The sequence below is a fragment of the Roseibacillus persicicus genome (assembly GCF_014651675.1).
GTDB lineage: Bacteria > Verrucomicrobiota > Verrucomicrobiia > Verrucomicrobiales > Akkermansiaceae > Roseibacillus > Roseibacillus persicicus.
On record NZ_BMXI01000016.1, the window covers coordinates 139710 to 157081 of the forward strand.

General features: G+C 56.4%; 15 protein-coding genes and 1 tRNA gene. 11 read left to right on the top strand and 5 right to left on the bottom strand.

The features are described from left to right. The first annotated feature begins 35 nt into the window (after window positions 1-35). Window positions 36-941 carry a sugar phosphate isomerase/epimerase family protein gene (locus IE099_RS17135; protein ID WP_189572672.1) on the top strand — a complete coding sequence of 302 codons (906 nt, stop codon included), beginning with the start codon at window positions 36-38 and terminating at the stop codon, window positions 939-941. Between the two features lie 73 nt (window positions 942-1014). Continuing rightward, window positions 1015-2244, top strand: coding sequence for a potassium channel family protein (locus IE099_RS17140; RefSeq protein WP_189572675.1), 1230 nt, complete (start codon window positions 1015-1017; stop codon window positions 2242-2244). A 22-nt stretch (window positions 2245-2266) separates the two neighbouring features. Here IE099_RS17140 and IE099_RS17145 read toward each other — a convergent pair whose 3' ends face one another. Then, the gene (locus IE099_RS17145) at window positions 2267-2770 is read right to left on the bottom strand and encodes an NUDIX domain-containing protein (protein ID WP_189572678.1); all 504 of its coding nucleotides are present in this window, start codon (window positions 2768-2770) and stop codon (window positions 2267-2269) included. A 51-nt stretch (window positions 2771-2821) separates the two neighbouring features. Between IE099_RS17145 and IE099_RS17150 the strand changes: the two genes are divergently transcribed. The 3 genes from IE099_RS17150 (at window position 2822) to IE099_RS17160 (ending at window position 5488) form a co-directional block, all read left to right on the top strand. Further along, a complete protein-coding gene (locus IE099_RS17150; protein ID WP_189572681.1) occupies window positions 2822-3364 on the top strand; it encodes a hypothetical protein in 543 nt (180 codons plus the stop codon). Between the two features lie 77 nt (window positions 3365-3441). After that, window positions 3442-4008 carry a CDP-diacylglycerol--glycerol-3-phosphate 3-phosphatidyltransferase gene (gene pgsA / locus IE099_RS17155; protein ID WP_189572684.1) on the top strand — a complete coding sequence of 189 codons (567 nt, stop codon included), beginning with the start codon at window positions 3442-3444 and terminating at the stop codon, window positions 4006-4008. 175 nt (window positions 4009-4183) lie between these two features. Then, window positions 4184-5488 carry a sulfatase family protein gene (locus IE099_RS17160; protein WP_189572687.1) on the top strand — a complete coding sequence of 435 codons (1305 nt, stop codon included), beginning with the start codon at window positions 4184-4186 and terminating at the stop codon, window positions 5486-5488. Window positions 5489-5648: 160 nt separating this feature from the next. On the opposite strand, the gene purH is transcribed toward IE099_RS17160, so the two are convergent. Continuing rightward, complete coding sequence (gene purH, locus IE099_RS17165; RefSeq protein ID WP_189572690.1) at window positions 5649-7223, bottom strand: bifunctional phosphoribosylaminoimidazolecarboxamide formyltransferase/IMP cyclohydrolase; 1575 nt, start codon at window positions 7221-7223, stop codon at window positions 5649-5651. Window positions 7224-7389: 166 nt separating this feature from the next. Further along, window positions 7390-8247, bottom strand: coding sequence for a carbon-nitrogen hydrolase (locus IE099_RS17170; RefSeq protein ID WP_189572694.1), 858 nt, complete (start codon window positions 8245-8247; stop codon window positions 7390-7392). 129 nt (window positions 8248-8376) lie between these two features. Here IE099_RS17170 and IE099_RS17175 point away from each other — a divergent pair, with 129 nt between their 5' ends. The 5 genes from IE099_RS17175 to IE099_RS17195 all read left to right on the top strand — a co-directional run bounded on the left by IE099_RS17175 (window position 8377) and on the right by IE099_RS17195 (window position 16067). Next, window positions 8377-8655: a BrnT family toxin gene (locus tag IE099_RS17175; RefSeq protein WP_189572697.1), complete on the top strand. Its 279-nt coding sequence runs from the start codon at window positions 8377-8379 to the stop codon at window positions 8653-8655. After that, on the top strand, window positions 8655-8930 hold the full coding sequence (locus IE099_RS17180; protein WP_189572700.1) for a CopG family antitoxin: 276 nt from the start codon (window positions 8655-8657) through the stop codon (window positions 8928-8930). Before IE099_RS17175 ends, IE099_RS17180 begins: the two co-directional genes overlap by 1 nt. 24 nt (window positions 8931-8954) lie before the next feature. Further along, window positions 8955-9356, top strand: coding sequence for a VanZ family protein (locus IE099_RS17185; protein ID WP_189572703.1), 402 nt, complete (start codon window positions 8955-8957; stop codon window positions 9354-9356). Between the two features lie 99 nt (window positions 9357-9455). Then, window positions 9456-11045, top strand: a complete 1590-nt coding sequence (locus IE099_RS17190; RefSeq protein WP_189572706.1) for a class I tRNA ligase family protein — start codon at window positions 9456-9458, stop codon at window positions 11043-11045. A 384-nt stretch (window positions 11046-11429) separates the two neighbouring features. Beyond that, window positions 11430-16067: a S8 family serine peptidase gene (locus IE099_RS17195; protein ID WP_189572709.1), complete on the top strand. Its 4638-nt coding sequence runs from the start codon at window positions 11430-11432 to the stop codon at window positions 16065-16067. A gap of 99 nt (window positions 16068-16166) precedes the next feature. On the opposite strand, the gene IE099_RS17200 is transcribed toward IE099_RS17195, so the two are convergent. Both IE099_RS17200 and IE099_RS17205 read right to left on the bottom strand, forming a co-directional pair. After that, window positions 16167-16454: a TlpA family protein disulfide reductase gene (locus tag IE099_RS17200; RefSeq protein WP_189572712.1), complete on the bottom strand. Its 288-nt coding sequence runs from the start codon at window positions 16452-16454 to the stop codon at window positions 16167-16169. A 30-nt stretch (window positions 16455-16484) separates the two neighbouring features. Continuing rightward, window positions 16485-16838: a hypothetical protein gene (locus IE099_RS17205; protein ID WP_189572715.1), complete on the bottom strand. Its 354-nt coding sequence runs from the start codon at window positions 16836-16838 to the stop codon at window positions 16485-16487. A 250-nt stretch (window positions 16839-17088) separates the two neighbouring features. Between IE099_RS17205 and IE099_RS17210 the strand changes: the two genes are divergently transcribed. Then, window positions 17089-17182: transfer RNA gene (locus tag IE099_RS17210), tRNA-Sec, on the top strand. The last annotated feature ends 190 nt before the right edge of the window (window positions 17183-17372 follow it).

A 17372-nucleotide genomic window follows, 5' to 3' on the forward strand; every position in this document is an offset into this window, starting at 1 on the left:
TTTGACGCTCCGCACGGGTAAGGGTCTTCTTGGGCATGGTAACGAGAAGACGGTTTTTGCAGCAGGCAGGGGTAGCATGTGCGGTGGGAGGCTTGGTCCAAGCTCAGGAATCCGAGTCCCCCGCTGAGGACTGGCCGATTGTGCTTTTCGAAAAGCCGGTCCAAGGGCTCAGCTACGAAGAGATTGCGGATGAAGTGGCCAGGATGGGCTTGCGCGGATTGGAAGCGACCATCCGCCCCACGGGACATATCCTCCCCGAAAACGCGGCGAAAGAACTCCCGGGCATGATGAAGACCTTGGAAGCGGCCGGCCTGGATACCGTCATCGCAGCCACCCGCGTCATCGAGCCCAACGAGAAGACCAGCGATTTCCTCAAGATTCTGCGCGACAACGGAATTACGAAGTATCGCACCGAATACTTTTATTACAGCAAGGACGGGGACCCCTTGACGGAAATGAAGAGCTTCCAGGAAAAGGCCAAAAAGCTCGCCGACCTGAACGAGGAGTTGGGTATGGAAGCGATCTATCAGCTGCACTCCGGCTGGAAGACGGCAGGCTCCCTTCTGTGGGATGCCGCGATGATTTTCAAAGACCTCGACCCCAAGCGCTTTGGTCTGGGATACGATCTCCGACACACCAAGACCGATGGTGGACTTTCTTGGTCCATTACCGAACGCCTTGCGCGCAAACACATCACCGCAATCTATGTGAAGGATGCCAAGTGGGGTGGAGAGCGGAGCGACAAGCTGGTGAACGCTGCCTTGGGAACAGGGTTCGTCACCAAAGAAATGTTCGACCAAGTGCGGAAGAACCAGTCTCCGATGCCCATCAGCTTGCACATGGAGTGGGGCAAACATCAGCTCTACCCTGCGGAAACCGCCCGCGAAGCCTGGCCCCTGATTCGCCAGGACGCGGAGGTCTTGAAGAAGTGGCGGGGCTAGAGTCGGGCCCGTTATAAAATCGGGCTATCTCTCCACTCGTTCTCCTCTTTCCCTTCGTCTCAAATAGAGATCGATGATTCTCTCTTTGTTTCACGATATCGCAAGACTGCTCTCCGGACGCCGCCTACGGGTCACTCCGATGGACTGCTCCGAGGAGCGGCTGCGGCTCATGCTTGTTCATGTCGAAAACGAACAAGCCAGAATCACCCAACTTCACGACAAGAAGCAGGACGAGGTCCGTCGCCTCTATCGTCTAACAGAACAGGTCGATCTGCAGTATCGACACGGGGAATATGCATTCACTCTGGACGATTGCGCGGACGACCTGGTGGGCCTGCGGGACAGGCTGGAGTCCTTGGAGGAGAAGCAACGCGCAATCTTCCATGCCCTGCAGGAAAAGGTTCTCCTCAACCGACAGGCGGCAAAGCTAGGTTCGCAAAAGAGGGTTCGCTTGAAGGACGGGATCATCCTCGCGCTCATTCTCGCCGTGCTTGGAATTCTATTCTACGAGTGGACCCACTTTCAGATCGACTTCGGCAACCTCGACCCCAATCACCCTCACCCGCCTCTTAGCTTCTGGATATTCGACACCATTTGCTGCGCGATTTTTCTCGCCAATTTTTTCTTCGAGCTGCGCATGGCCGAGTGCAAGCGCTGGTATTGGCGAACCCGATGGATCGATATCATCACCTCCCTCCCCTTGCCCCCGGCACAACTTCTTCTTCACTTCGGACTCGGAGGAACCGAGTTCATTCGAGCAGGCCGATTTGCGAGGTTAATCCGTGCCCTGCGAGTTCTCCGCGCGTTCCGGCTCTTCTTTTTCTTCTGGCGCGGGATGGACCACTTGGCGGAAATGCTGAACATTCGACTCATGAAGAAGTCCCTTCTCGCGGGCTTCGCCCTCATTCTCGTTGGCGCCCTTGCCATCACCTCAGCCGGAGAGCAGGGACCCGGCGCGGAGAACGTGCAGGGCTTTCTACCCAGTCTCTGGTGGTCATTCACCACTCTGGTGACCGGAGGATTTGGCGATCTCTATAACCCCCAGACTCCCTTCGGTAGAGTTCTAACAGTGCTCCTCATTTTAGCTGGAATGACCATCGTCGGGGTCTTCACCGCGACTTTAACCACTATTCTGGTTGGCCGGGAAGAACGGGCCCAGGAGTCTCGGCAGAACGAGCTGCTGGACCACATCAAGGACGACACCGACCGGACCGAATCCCTGCTGCGAGATCTCACTGAACAGCAAAAGGAGATGGCCAGACGAATCGAACTTTTGGAAAGCCGCTGGAACCGTTCCAAATAGGTATTACATATCGTGCAAGCTGTCAGGCTAACTCGACCTCGAAGAAGTCTTTCATCACTCTGCGATAGACCTCTCTCTTGAAGTCCGGCAACCATCTGAGCTTAAAGTCTTCGGGTTCTATCCATTTCACACTCCGGAACTCGCGGGGCTTGCGCTCAATATCAATCTTGGCTTTGGAATCGTGGAGATAGCAGCGGAAATAGGTCTGCTCCTGACCGTCGAACCACCCTTTCCGCCTCTTCTTTTTCTTAATGGCAGGAGGATAAACATAGCGATATCCGCCCTTCATCTCGATAATATCATAACTTGTGGGAAGGAGTCCGATTTCTTCTTCAACTTCCCGCTTCAGGGCCTCCTCCAAAGTCTCGCCCTCATCCACTCCGCCTTGCGGAAACTGCCAGGCTCCTTTCACTTTCAACCGTTCACAGATGAGCAAGCGCCCATCCTCTCGAACTAGCAAAATTGCAACATTGGGACGGTACTCCAGCACAGGCGACAGACTGGACTGACTTTCCTTTCGGCTCAATCCTCGTAACGAAGTTTTGACGTCATCCCAACCTAAGCCTACGCTTTCAATATGACTTTGTGGAAACTTCTCTTACTGTTTGGCTTTCTCGCTCTTCCCCTAAGTGCTCAAACCACTGAAGAGGGTGATGATGAAGTTCCGGAAGAAACTCAAAACGCCACCGACGAAGAAGATTTGAAGCGCTTTTGGCAACTCTCCCTGCCGGACGGACACTTCATGGTCGCCCTCGACCGAATCGCCTCTATCTCCCGTAGTTCCTATCTATTGGACGGCGGCCTGATTGTCACCGAGGTCACCATCGACACGGTTGGCAATTCCCTCTGCCGCATCTATCAGATCACTCCTGCGGCCGAGAGCAGCCAGGTCTCCTCCGCCCAGAGGCTCACCCAACGCGCCCGGGACCTCACCGGCCGGGCCAAGGAAGTGACCGGAGCCGATATTGAGACCATGGTGCAAAAAAATTACCCCACGACGACCCATGCCAAAACCGTCGAGTATCGGGTGAAGGAACGCGCCACTCTCGACGCGCTCTATGCCTCCCTCAACAAGGCTTGGCGTGACGGCAAGGGACGGCGCTTCGCCATAGCCAATTAGTTTCCGCGCGAATTCCTGAAATCCGGGCACGAAAAACGGTCGCTTTTCGACCCACTTCACGCTCAATTCATGCAGCTGTGAATCTACCAAACGCCATCACTGTCGCCCGCCTTGTTCTCGCTGCCGTCTTTGTCGGCGCAGCCTCCCTTGCAACACCCGCTGGCAACCTCGTCGCTCTTGTGACATTCGTCGTGGCGGCCTTCTCTGATTTCCTGGACGGCTATCTGGCCCGCAAACTCAATCTGGTTACTTCTCTCGGCAAATTGCTCGATCCTCTGGCGGACAAAATTCTAGTCTCAGCCGCCTTCATCCACCTGTCCGCAGCTGGCCTCTGCCCCGTCTGGGTCACCTCCCTCATCATTGCCAGAGAGTTTCTCGTCACCGGCCTCCGGCAGATTGCGGTGGAACAAGGCGAGGTCATTGCCGCCGATAATCTGGGCAAGTGGAAGACGACTTTCCAACTGACCTTCTGCATTGCCGCTCTCATCTGGCTCCTGGTGGAAAACAACCCGGAAAGCCCCCTTCACGGCCTGACAAAACCGAACGGATGGCTTCTTCTCGTCTCACTCTATGGAGCATTCGCACTCACAGCCTTGTCGGGTTTCAACTACACTTGGAAAGGACGACACCTCTTGAAGGGCTAGCTCGTTGACCACGAGCAAGAAGCGCCAGTCCTCCCTGCCGCACCCCTTGCGCCGCCCCGTCGGGTCTGGTCCCGACAATGCAATCCCTGACGGAATTCTTCGTGGATTCTCCGGCCTGATCGATTCAATACTGCGGGATAACCGACGCCCCAGATTCGCCCCTATTTTTTACACCATGAAGCTGCTCCCCCTCCTTTTTGTATCCTTCTCCTTGTTAGCCTCAGCAGCGGAAAAGCCGAACATCCTGTTTCTTCTCTCTGACGATCAGGCGTGGGGCGACTACAGCTTCATGGGACACCCCCACATTGAGACCCCGCACCTCGACAAGCTCGCCTCCCAAAGCCTCACTTTCAAACGCGGCTACACCCCGGTTCCCCTCTGTCGCCCGTCTTTGGCCAGTATTCTAACCGGCCTCCATCCCCACCAGCATCAGGTCACCGGCAACGACGTTGCTCTCCCCCAAGAGGCTGGCAACCCTCAGTTGGGGCGCAAGGATCCACGCTACGCGGAAAAGTTCACAGAAGTCACCGCCCAATGGCGTAAACATCCCAACTGGATTCGCTCGCTCAAAGAAAGCGGCTATCGCAGCCTGCAAACCGGCAAGTGGTGGGAAGGCCGCCCTGTCGAAGAAGGCGACTTCACCCAAGGAATGACCTTCGGCACCCCTGACAAAGGCGGGCGACACGGCGACGCGGGCCTCGACATCGGCCGCAAAGGCATCCAGCCCATCAAGGATTTCGTCCAAGCATCCGGCGACCAGCCCTGGTTCGTCTGGTATGGCGTCTTTCTCCCCCACACCCCTCACAATCCGCCACAAGAGCTTCTGAACAAGTATCTCAAGAAGACCGACAACCCGAACATCGCCGCCTATTGGGCCTGCTGCGAGTGGCTCGATCAGACCATCGGAGAGCTCATGTCTTTCCTCGAGGAAAGAGGGGAACTGGAAAACACCCTTATCATCTACACCTGTGACAATGGCTGGATCCAAGACCCCGAGCGTCTCAATCGCTTCAATCCCCGCTCCAAGCAAACCGTCTACGAAGGAGGAATTCGCACCCCTATTCTTTTCTCTTGGAAAGACCGGATCCAACCCCGCATTGATGACATCAACCTCGCCTCCAATCTCGATATCTGGCCAACCGCGGCTGCTCTCTGCAACACCCCTCTGCCCGAAGGGCTGACGGGAATCGACCTCACAAAATTCGCTGAAGTTGAGAACCGAACCACCATTTACGGAGCAGACTACAGTCACGATATGGTCGAGCTCGGCTCTCCCGAAAAGAGCCTGGAGTTCCGCTACATCATCGACGGCGACTGGAAGCTCATTCAGCCCCACGCCCCTCGCAGTCCCGAGGCACAGCCCGAACTCTACAATCTCAAGAACGACCCCCACGAGAAGGAAAACCTGGTGGCCCGCCAACCGGATCGAGCCAAGGCCCTCCTATCAAAGCTGAATGCCTGGTGGACTCCCAAGAAGTAGCTCCACACAAGCAGCGACTTCGCATGCTCCCACCGCATTGAAGCAAAAGACCTGCAAGCGCAACCGCAGGCTTGGGGACGACGAAATGGAGGCAAAAAAACGGAGAGCAAACCCTCGCGAGTTTTCCCCGTCCAAATCGCGCTCTGGCGTCCTTTTTGACCTAGTGTCTGAAGTGGCGATGTCCGGTGAAGACCATGGCCAAGCCCGCGGCATCGGCTGCGGCGATGACTTCTTCATCCCGAATCGATCCGCCGGGTTGGATACACGCCGTCGCGCCCGCCTCAATCGCGGCATCCAATCCATCCGCGAAGGGGAACATGGCGTCGGAGGCGATGATGCTGCCTTTCAGCGAAAGCCCAGCCTGCTCGGCCTTCCAACACGCAATGCGGGAGGAGTCCACGCGGCTCATCTGACCGGCTCCGATTCCAAGAGTGCGATCGGAACCTGAGAACACGATGGCGTTGGACTTCACGTGCTTCACCACGCGCCAACCGAAGCGCATCGCAATGAGTTCCTCCTGTGTGGGAGGACGCTTGCTGACCACTTTGCCTTCGAGGTTCTCGAGACCTTTGATTTCGAAGTCGCGGTCCATGATCATGAGACCTCCCGGACATGAGCGAATGACCTGCTCCTTTTTCTCCTCGCGATAAGCGTCCTCGTGCATGTGCATCAGGCGCAAATTCTTCTTTTTCTGCAAAATGGCGCGGGCCTCGGGGAGATAGTCCGGCGCGATGATGACGTCGGTGAAAATCTCCGAAATCACGCGAGCCAAGCCTTCGTCGATGGGCCGGTTGCAGACGATCACGCCGCCAAAGGGAGCCTGGCGATCGGTCTCGAAGGCTTTGCTCCAAGCTTCGCGCAAATCGTCGTCGTCCTGCCCCACCCCACAGGGATTGGTGTGCTTCAGGATTCCCACCGTCGGGCGCTTGAAATCAAGAATCAGGTCCGCGGCGGCCTCGATATCAAGGATGTTGGTGTAGCTCAGCTCTTTGCCTTGCAGCTGGGAGAAATAGTCGGAAAAATTACCGTAGAGACGAGCCGCCTGATGCGGGTTGTCCCCGTAACGAAGCTCGCGGTCCAAAGGAAGGCTCACCGAGAAGCTTCCTGCGGTTCCCTCGTCGGTCTGGCCCAAGTAGTTGGCAATGGCGCCATCATACTCGTTGGTGCGACGGAAAACCTTGAGCGCCAGCTCCTCGCGAAGACGCAGACTGGTCTCCCCTTTCTTGGTAGTCTCGCCCCCAAGCTCCTCGACCTCCGCCATTTCTTCCAAAACTCGGTCATAGTCGGTCGGGTCGGTCACCACCGTGACGGCGGCGTAGTTCTTGGCCGCGCTACGCAGCATGGAAGGGCCACCGATGTCGATTTTCTCAATGGCTTCCGCCAAAGTCACTCCCTCTTTGGCAACTGTTTCTTCAAAGGGGTAAAGATTGACCACGACCAAGTCGATGGGCGGAATCTTGTGCTTTTTGGCCTGGGCTTGGTGCTCGGTGGAATCGCGCCGCTGCAAGAGTCCCCCGTGAACCATGGGGTGCAGAGTCTTCAAGCGGCCCTCGAACAGCTCGGGCTCGCCTGTGTAGTCAGAGACATCAATGACTTCCAGACCCGCCTCGCGCAGAGCTGCGGCAGTGCCTCCGGTCGAAAGAAGTTCCACACCAAAGTCCTCGGCCAAACGGCGAGCAAAGACAACCAAGCCAGTTTTATCCGACACCGAAAGAAGAGCACGTTGTATAGGCATAATCAGGTCCCGCAAAATGGAATCGACGGGACCAACGGGTTAATGGCGGCTTGCCATTCAAACAAGCGAAATCCTCACTCCGGAGAGCGAGGCCTTGGACAGCGAATGTATTGCGGGGGAAAACGGAGACACTCGCTCCGGCCGTCACCGACTGAAAAGTCCTCCCTTACCCCAACCAGCGCTGCCCGAGGCCGCCATAAGTCTCGATACGCCTGTCGCGGAAGAACGGCCACCATCGGCGGTGGTCTTCGAGAGCTTTCAAATCACAGTCAAAAAGGACGTTCTCGGTCTCCCCCACGGAACCCTTCGCGACCACGCGCCCCATGAAGTCGCTGACGAAGCTTTGACCCCAGAACTCCGTGCCGTCCTCTTCCCCCACGCGATTGATGGCGGCGACGTAGCATCCGTTGGCCACCGCATGACCACACTGCACGGTCTGCCAGGCATGATGCTGCCCTTCCCCGAGCTCGGCCTTTTCCTCCGGCAACCAGCCAATGGCCGTAGGGTAAAAGAGAATTTCGGCTCCGGCCAGGGCCATGAGGCGCGCGCCCTCGGGATACCATTGATCCCAGCAAATCAGGACCCCGATGGTCCCGAACTTGGTCTTCCAGACGGGATACCCCTGGTCGCCGGGAGTGAAGTAGAATTTCTCCTCGAATCCCGGATCCTGCGGAATGTGATTCTTGCGATAGGTCCCCATCAACGAACCGTCGGCATCAATCACTACCGCAGTATTGTGATAAACCCCCGCCGCCCGCCGCTCGAACAGCGCCCCCACCACGACCACCCCACAAAGCGCGGCCACCTCCTGCAGCGCCTCGGTGGTCGGCCCCGGAATCGGTTCCGCCAAATCGAAAAGATCCGGGTCCTCCACCGTGCAGAAGTAACTCGTCGTGAACAACTCCTGCGTGCACACAATCTGGGCTCCCCCGGCAGCAGCTTCCCGAATCCGCGCAACAGTCCAAGCGACGTTCTCGGCAGCGGAACCGCAGTCCTTTCCCTGAATGAGTGCAATCTTTGGCATGGGCGCATTGGAAATGAATTCGGGGAAAAGAAAAATTCAAAATCAAAATTCGGCGCGAATTCGCTTTTCCGACTGTCCGCCTTTAGCCTTGATGGCAGCGCTTTCCGACCACACCTTGTCTTCGCACACATGGAACTTGATATCCTAGACGTCTCTTTCGACACCAAAGTGATTAAGCCCCGAGAAATCGAGGAGGCTTTGGAAGATCCCTTTGCCGTCCGGCTTTTGCCTGAAAATGACCGCGCGGATGGAGAGTCCCGCTTTTACGCCATCGGCAAATCCATTTCGAATCGTTACATCTTTCTCGCCTTCTCCACCGATGGCAAGAAAGTGCGCGTCGTCGCAGCCCGCGACGCTAGCCCAGACGAACAAACCTTTTACGAACGCAAGTTCGCCGAGTTCAAGTAATGAAGACCATCACCAGTTGGGACGAGATTCCAGATTTCGAGGAAGAAGAGGACGAAGCCAAGTTCTGGGCCACTCACGAGTTGGCTCCACGCTTGATGCAAGGCTCTCTCCACGCCCCTGATTCTCGCGAATCCACCACCATCACCCTGCGCTTCGACCCGCGCATGCTGTCACGCATCAAGCGCATCGCCCGTTCCCGCTTCCTGAACTACCAGTCCATGATCAAGCAATGGCTGGCCGAGCGTCTGGAAGACGAAATGCGCAAAATGGACTAGAACGGACGCGCAGTCCTTCCTGCCATGAAGCTCCCCTCCTTCTGTCAGCGCGCTTCTCTGTGGAGCGCGCTTTTTACGATCTGGTTTGTCACTCTTTGGCTGCTTTCCAGCCGCCCCGGTCCCGGCCCTCAGCTGGAGATGGTCATCCCCATCGATAAGGTGCTGCACTTCGGCTATTTCTTTGGTGGGGCAGGCTTGCTCTCGGCGGCCTTGTTTCTTCAGCGCAAAAAGGCCCTGCACTGGAGCACGATCCACCTGCTGGTCATCCTCGCCCTCTTCGCAGTGGGCTCCCTCGATGAGTGGCACCAGTCCTGGTATGTCTTTCGCTCGGGCAATGATGCCGGCGACCTGACTGCCGACATCATTGGCGCCCTTTGCGGAACGCTTCTCTTCCGAAAGCTGCAGCCGCGGGTTTTTCCTCAATAATCAATTGCCTCGAAGGCGCTTTTCCTTCAACCCGTCCCGCAAACACCGGAAGCGAAATGTCTGGATTCCAGACTCCAGATTCTAAACTCTCTCAAGAACATGATTTTCCTCACCACCGCCATCGACTACCCGAACGGCTCTCCCCATATTGGACATGCCTACGAAAAGGTCCTGACCGACGTTCTCGCCCGCTATCACCGGCTTTGTGGCGAAGAAGTCTACTTCCTGACTGGGGTCGATCAACACGGGCAGAAAATGGTGCAAACGGCTGAGAAAGAGGGAGTCAACGTCGCGACTCTTGCCAAGAAAAACACCAAGAAGTTCCTTAAGCTCCTTGATGCCCTCGATATCTCCAACGACGGCTGGGCCGAAACCACCGACGACCGCCACAAGGCCTGCGTGAGCCAAATCCTCACCGCCCTGCACGAGAAAGGTCAGCTCTACAAGAAGAGCTACTCCGGCTACTATTCCATCCGCCAGGAACAATTTCTCACCGACCAAGAGCGGGACGAGAACGGCAACTTCGGTCCCGAATGGGGCGAAGTGGAAGCTCGCGAGGAGGAAAACTGGTATTTCAAGCTCTCCGAGCACACCACTTGGCTGCGGGAAGCCGTTGAGTCGGACGCGCTGGGCATCGTCCCCGCCTTTCGCAAAAGCGAGGTCCTCAATGCCATCGGGAAAGCCGAGTCCACCGACCTCTGCATCTCGCGCCCCAAAGAGCGTCTCTCCTGGGGCATCCCCCTCCCCTTCGACCCTGACTTCGTGACCTACGTCTGGTTCGACGCCCTCATCAATTACATCTCCTTCGCCGGCTACCTGAAGGAAGAAGGCTCGGAACTGCCGGACTTCGACAAACTCTGGCCCGCCCACTTCCACATCATTGGCAAGGACATCATGGTCCCCGCCCACGCCATCTATTGGCCCTGTATGCTGCACGCGATGGGCTTCGAGAACGCGCAAATGCCCAATCTGCTCGTCCACGGATGGTGGAATGTGAAGAAAAAGGACTCCGCCACCGGCGAGGAAAGCTCGGAAAAAATGTCCAAGTCCCTCGGCAACATCGTCGACCCCATGGAACTGGTGGACACCGTCGGCACCGACGCGGTGCGCTACTATCTGGCCCGCGACATCGCGACCGGCAAGGACTCGGACTTCGACCCCGAGCGCCTCTTTGTGCTCTTCAATTCCGAGATGGCCAATGGCCTCGGCAACCTCCTCAATCGCTCCCTCAACATGACCAAGGCCTCGCTCGGAGCCGAACTGGTCGCCTACGAGCACGATGACGAGGAATGCCAGCTGGTGCGCAATTCCCACGCCTCCCTGCTAAAAACCTTCCCCGAGAAAATGGCCGAGATCGACTTGCGGGGAGCCTTGGAAGCCCTCGTCAGTTTCATCACCGACGTCAACACCTTCGCCGAGCGCACCAAGCCTTGGGAACTGAAGAAAGATGAAGCCAAGCGTGACCAACTGACCGCCGTTCTCCATCACATGTGCGAGGCCTGCGCACTGGCTTCAGTGCTCCTGCAACCATTCGTGCCTGCTGCGGCTGCCAAGATGCAGGGCCAACTCAACGCGCCCCATCTCGCCGACCTCAAGTTCGCCGACCTCAAGTGGGGCCTTTTGCCTGCTGGGCAGACCATCAACAAACCAAAACCAGTTTTCCCCCGTTTGCAAAAGAGTGACGAATAAGTCACTCGAAGAGGAATTGAATCAACAGTCTGTCAGACTAGTTATTTCAAACATAAAATCTCCTCTAACCAGGCAAGTATGCGGGCCGCCAAAGCAACCCGTTAAAGGCTCTATTACGCACTTGAATAAGCGCCCAATTCCAGAGCCAACAACCGAATCCCTCAACAAACTTAAAACCAGCTACTTACAGGAGTAATTTTAAATTATCTAAGATTCCCGTAACCCAACCGTATCTATCAGGGTACTGTTCAGTAGAAAACTTGGGTATTCACAAGCGAAAGCGCGGGAAAACACATATTTTCAGAAGGAAGAAATCCAAGATTAACTCATCTTTTTTACTTGGAAGTTTTCCCCGCTGGACCCAGAAACGCAAAAGTCTTCTATATGAAAAAACGTCTTTTCCCCATCCTTCTTCTTGTGGTGCTAGCTGGTGTTTTCGCTAATTTCCTCCTAACAAAGGAGAAAGAGAAAATCGAAACCACCCAACTCGAAAAGGATGCTGAGAAAAAGTCTGCGCCGGCAGCTTCAAAGTCCACTCCGAGTTCATCGCAAGAGCCCACGACGAAAAAGAAAGACGTTGTCGCTGCTGATGGCCCAACTTTTTCCACTCCCCACGGAGGCGAAAACCGGGAATTCGTAATTGCTCTGGACGAGGCCATGGAACGGCTTCCAAACGGAAAAGACCGCATCATCTCCATTTCCCCGCCCGCGACCGAGGACACTCTCGCCGCGCGCTTGGCTAATCTGGGAACCGACCACCCCGTCCTCCCCATCTGCTACCAGAAGGGAGAAGTTCGCTCTGACGCCTCTCGCCGAATCATCACCAACGACCTGACCGTCGAACTGGCGCAGGCAAAGGAAGTCCCCGCCCTGCCCGAAACGCTCACGCTGAAAGAACTTCCCCCATACGCGCCCAGTCACGCCGTCATCTCGGCTTCCGATCCCTTTGCCGCTCTAGCCTCCCTCAGTGAGCTTCGCGAAATGGCCGGCGTTGTCGAAGCCGAGGTTCAGCTGGCAGCCCAGCGCAGTAAAAAAGCTCTCCCCAATGATCGGCTGATCAACGACATGTGGCACATCAAGGGCTCCGGTCTGACCGAGGGTGCCGATGTCAACATCGAGGACGCTTGGAACTACGGAGGCACTGGTGGGGTCAAAGGCACCGGCGTTTACATCGGAATCGTCGACGATGGTCTGCAGACCGCTCACCCCGATTTGGCTGCCAACGTCAACACCGCCATCGACAAGGACTGGAACGGCGGAGACGCTAGCCCGGAGCCTGAATTCGGCGACGACCACGGCACCGCTTGTGCGGGAAATGCCGGCGCGGTTGGAAACAACAATCTCGGTGTCACGGGAACTGCCCCCGAATCCATTTTGGTTGGCATGAGGCTCATCGCGGGAGCGGTGACCGACGCGCAGGAAGCGGAAGCGATGTTCTATCGCCCCAATATCATCGAAATCAAATCCAACTCGTGGGGTCCATTTGACACCGGCGAAATTGATGGACCGGGCACCTTGACCCGCGCCGCTTTCGCCAATGCCGCAGCCACCGGACGCAACGGGTTGGGCAACATCATCGTCTGGGCTGGCGGCAATGGACTGGAGAGCTCGGACAACTCCAACTACGACGGCTATGCCAACGACATCCACACCATCTCGGTTGGTGCGACCAATAGCCGGGGCAGACAATCATATTTCTCCGAATCCGGAGCCAACCTCGTGGTAGTCGCCCCCTCTGGAGGCAGGTTCGCCCCCACCGGAATCACTACGACCGACCGAACCGGCGGCAATGGCTACGCCACCGGAGACTATACCAACGACTTCAGCGGCACCTCATCTTCGACCCCCACCGTGGCGGGAATCGTCGCCCTCATGCTGGACAAGAACCCCAGCCTCGGCTGGCGCGATGTGCAGGAGATCCTCATTGCTTCCGCTCAACAAAATGACTTTACCGACGCCGACTGGATCACCAATTCAGCGGGTTATCACTTCAACCATAAGTATGGCGCGGGACTGGTCGATGCGACCGAAGCCGTAAACTTGGCGGGCGAATGGACCAACCTCATGGAGGCCCAGACCGATTCAGTAACCGCCAACAGCATCAATCTCGCGATTCCCGACAACAACTCGAATGGTATCAATTACGACCTGACCCTGGATGGCAACAACTTGCGCTGCGAGCACGTGACCCTCTCCGTCACCATCACCCACAGCTACCGGGGTGACCTCGCTATCAAGCTCATCTCCCCCAGCGGCACCGTCAGTCAGCTGGCCGAAACCCGTGGCACCGATAGTGGTAACAACTACTCGAACTTCACCTTCTCCTCAGTGCGCCATTGGGGTGAAAAGTCCACTGGCGTCTGGACGGTGAATGTCAGCGATGGAAGCGGAACTGATATTGGCACCCTGCGGTCCCTGACCTTGACCGCATACGGCACTCCGCGCAACCCCGGCCCCGAGGTCGCCATCGCGACCCCTTCGGACAACGCGGCTTTCAGCCCGGGAGCAACGGTGGACGTGTCGGTCTCCGCCACTGACTTTACCCTCGACGGGTCCCCTGGTGAGGTCGCAAGCGTGGAATTGCTTGATGGAACGACTTCCTATGGAGTCCTCACTTCCCCCCCTTACAACTTCAGCTTCTCTCCCCCCAACGGAGTCTATCAGTTGACCGCATTGGCCACCGACACCGAAGGAGAGCCTTCCACCTCCTCGACTGTCACCATTGTCGTGGCTGACCAGATTCCGGTGGTCAATACCGCTAGCATCTCCCCGACAACCAGCTTGCTGGCGACCCAAGACATCACCATCGATGGAGTGACCGGCAGCGACCCCGAAGAGTCCCCCGTCACTTTCAGCTACCGCTGGCAAAATTCCACCGATTCCGTCAATTGGAACGACACCGCCTTTACCGGCGACACCCTCCCGGCCTCCCCATCCAATGCCGGTCTCTTGTGGAGGGCAGTAGTCACCGCCAACGATGGGGTGAGTGACAGTCTTCCTTTCTACACCGAGGCCACCAACTGCCTGACCCCTCCTCCCGGTTCAGCTTTGCTCGAAGAGGACTTTTCCTACAACGCCGGACTGATTTTGCGGGCCAGTGGCTCCACTCTCAGCCAAGACGCCATTATCAACGAGTTCAGCCAAGGCTCCAACGACGATCAGGAATGGATTGAGATCTTGACCCTTCGCGACACTTCACTCCGCAACTGGTATATCACCGACAGCAACTTTGCCACGAGGTTCACCTTTGCCAATGTGGAAGCTTGGGACGATGTGCGTGCCGGAACTCTCATCGTCATCTACAATGGCAATGCGAAAGACAACCTCTTGCCCGAGGACGACTACGACCACTCGGACTTTACTCTCGTGATTCCCAGCACGGATGGCGAACTCTTCGTCGGCAACCTGCCTTCCTTCGGAGACTTTGGGGACGCGGTTATTCTAAAAGATTCTTCCAACGCCATTTTGACCGCCTTCTCTTACGGAAGCCGGACCAGTCCTTCTCCCCATCTTGAGCACATCACCGCAGGCTCGTCGACCTACTACACCAGCGACAACGAGACCGATATCACCGATGGCAATTCTTGGAAAATCACCAGTTCAACCGTTGGACGTTCCGTCCGGGGAATCAAAATTCCCTCCGTTCTCCCCATCTACTATGGTGGCCCCTGGAGCGACTTGCCGACCGGATTCACCAGTGAAGGCTCCACCTTCGCGAACTCAAGTCTCGGTGGCGACACTGGTTTCGGCTCCGCCCGATTCGACGCGACCGACGAGCAATTGACGGTCGAGTTCGATGCCCCTGCTGGCAACGTGACCTACAATATTGAAGGAAACGGTGGCACCTCCCCCACCGTGGTCGGAAGCTTCGTGATCGAAGAGTCAGCCGATGGAATCGATTACAGCCCGCTCCGCACCTTGGATGATCAGGACGAAATTGATACCGCCTACTCCGATTCTCCCGCAGCCGATACCCGCTACATTCGCTTCCGCTTTGACAACCGCATTTCTGGAACGATTCTCCTCGATAAGCTGGAAATCACTTCTGGAGGACCAAATGGAAACCAGGAGCTCAGCCTCACCGTGACCCCGAATTCCATCCTCGAAAACTCGGGTGCAGCGGCCGCGACCGGAACAATCACAATTGAAGAGCCTAGCGAGACGGACCTGATTTTCAACCTTTCCAGCTCCCTCCCGAGCGCCGTCACCGTCCCTCCCAGCGTGACGATTCTCATGGGCGAAACGACCGCGACTTTCGAAGTCTCCGCGGTCGATAACGAGAGCTTCCAAGGAAACCTGAGCGTCCTTCTAACAGCGGCCGCCACAGGATACACCAATGGCTCTTTCAAGCTCACCGTCATCGACGATGAAGAGAATCTCGAAGGGGTAACCCCGGGAGAAGGCAACACCCTCGCCAACCAGGCCTTTGTCGAAGACCTCCGCGCGGGAGCCTATAATGGACCGGCTCTTTTCCGCATTGCGAGCGGCACCCTCCCCGAGGGACTCGTGCTTGACGAGTTCACTGGTATCATCTCGGGAGCCATCGCGGCAGGAGCGACTCTGGACAATTACCCCATCACCCTCGAGCGGTATAACGAGTATTTGGAGACCGTCTCCTTCAGCTTCGACCTCCTGATCGTCGCCGAAAGGTCCTACGCAAGCTGGATTGCGGGCCAAGGAGTGAGTGATGGCGGGGCCGAGTCCGATCCCGATGGAGACGGAGTCGTAAACTTGCTGGAATACTACCTCGGCGGCAACGCGAATCTGGCCGACGGGGAAGTCCTTCCGACCTTGGCTTTGGAACCTGGCACAAGCACTTTCTCGTTCTGGCACTTCAAAGAAGCCGCCGATGTCACAGGCATTGTCGAATGGTCGGACACTCTGGAAAGCAACAGCTGGTCCACCACAGGAGTGACGCAAGAGGTCACCATCGACGAACCGACCCGCGAGCTCATCGAAGCAACAGTGCCCGGTGAAGCGACCAAGCGCTTCGTCCGACTTCGCGTCGTTCAACCAGAATAGGCTCTCAAAACAATTCAACGTAAAAAAAGGGAGGTCGCACCAGTCTGCGCCTCCCTTTTTTATTGAAAGTCTTCTTCCATCGGCCTCTCTTCTGAGACCTCAATTCCCGTCCTCGGCCGCCGCCAATTCAACCGCCTTGGCAATCGCCTCCTTGCCCTCGGGTGCCACTACTTTGCCGGTCGCATCGATAAGCTGATACTCCGGAATGTAGTCACTATTGCTGAACTGCTCCGCCCCACTCGCCTCACGATTGGATCCTTGTATCGTCGGCCAGGTCATCCGCTCTTTCACAGCCCACTTCTCTCCCTCTGAATCTTTCCGATCATAGGACACGTGAATCAGTGCCACCTTCTTATTGCCCTTCAAGTGCTTGTCATAGGTTTCCACCAACTGTGGAACGCTCGCGCGACAAGGTCCTCACCAAGAGGCTGAGAAGTAGATCAGATAGTAGTCCGGCTTCCCTTCAAACTGCATCTCCTCGAACTTGCCATCAACGAGATGATGCGTCTTTGCCTTGGCAAAAAGCTCTGCCACATCGACCTCTTTGGAATCCTCGCCCTGCTTCTTCACGAATTCCTGATCCGCTTTCGAAAGCTTATCCAAGGCAAAGGTCACCGTCTTTCCATCGACCTCAATGGCGACTTCATTCTTCTCAGCGTCGAAGGACTGAAACTCCCCCTCCAACTGCTTCGAGTCATCCGCAGAAGTCCAGGTCCGGGCCGACAGCGAAACCGCCCCCGCCAACATCAACATCACTATTTTTTTCTTCATGGTCCTACAAACCAAACCTCGGATCCCAAAAAGGCTAGAAAAAACGACCATTCTTCACAGCATCTTTTGGAGTGCGGACGGACTCTTTCACAGTGAGCCACCATCTCTTTCAAAATCCACCACTTACACAAATCCAAGGCTAAACAGAGTTTTCGCGACCTTGGCGCCCTTCGTGGTTCATCGAGAATCCTTCCTCTCCCGTTCCAAAGAGAAGCTTGCGCCCTCTGGAATCCGAGTCCAACCTTTCCCCGGAGAGTCATGCGTGCCTGGTGGCCGCCGCGGTCTTCAAAACCGTTGAAGCTTCTAACGGGGCTTGGTGGGTTCGATTCCTTCCCTCTCCGCCAATCTGACCATTGAGTCGGTTGGATGAACTCTCAGATTCGGTTCCCTGAGAGCCACCGCGAAATGAGCGAAAGCCGCGAAATCAGGGTCTACACCAAAGTTTGGGGACGAGACGTTTTTTTGAGGTTTCAGGGGTTGTTTAACCGCACTGGGCGATGACTCGAAGTCGGTAATTGTTGAAGTTTTTGAAGC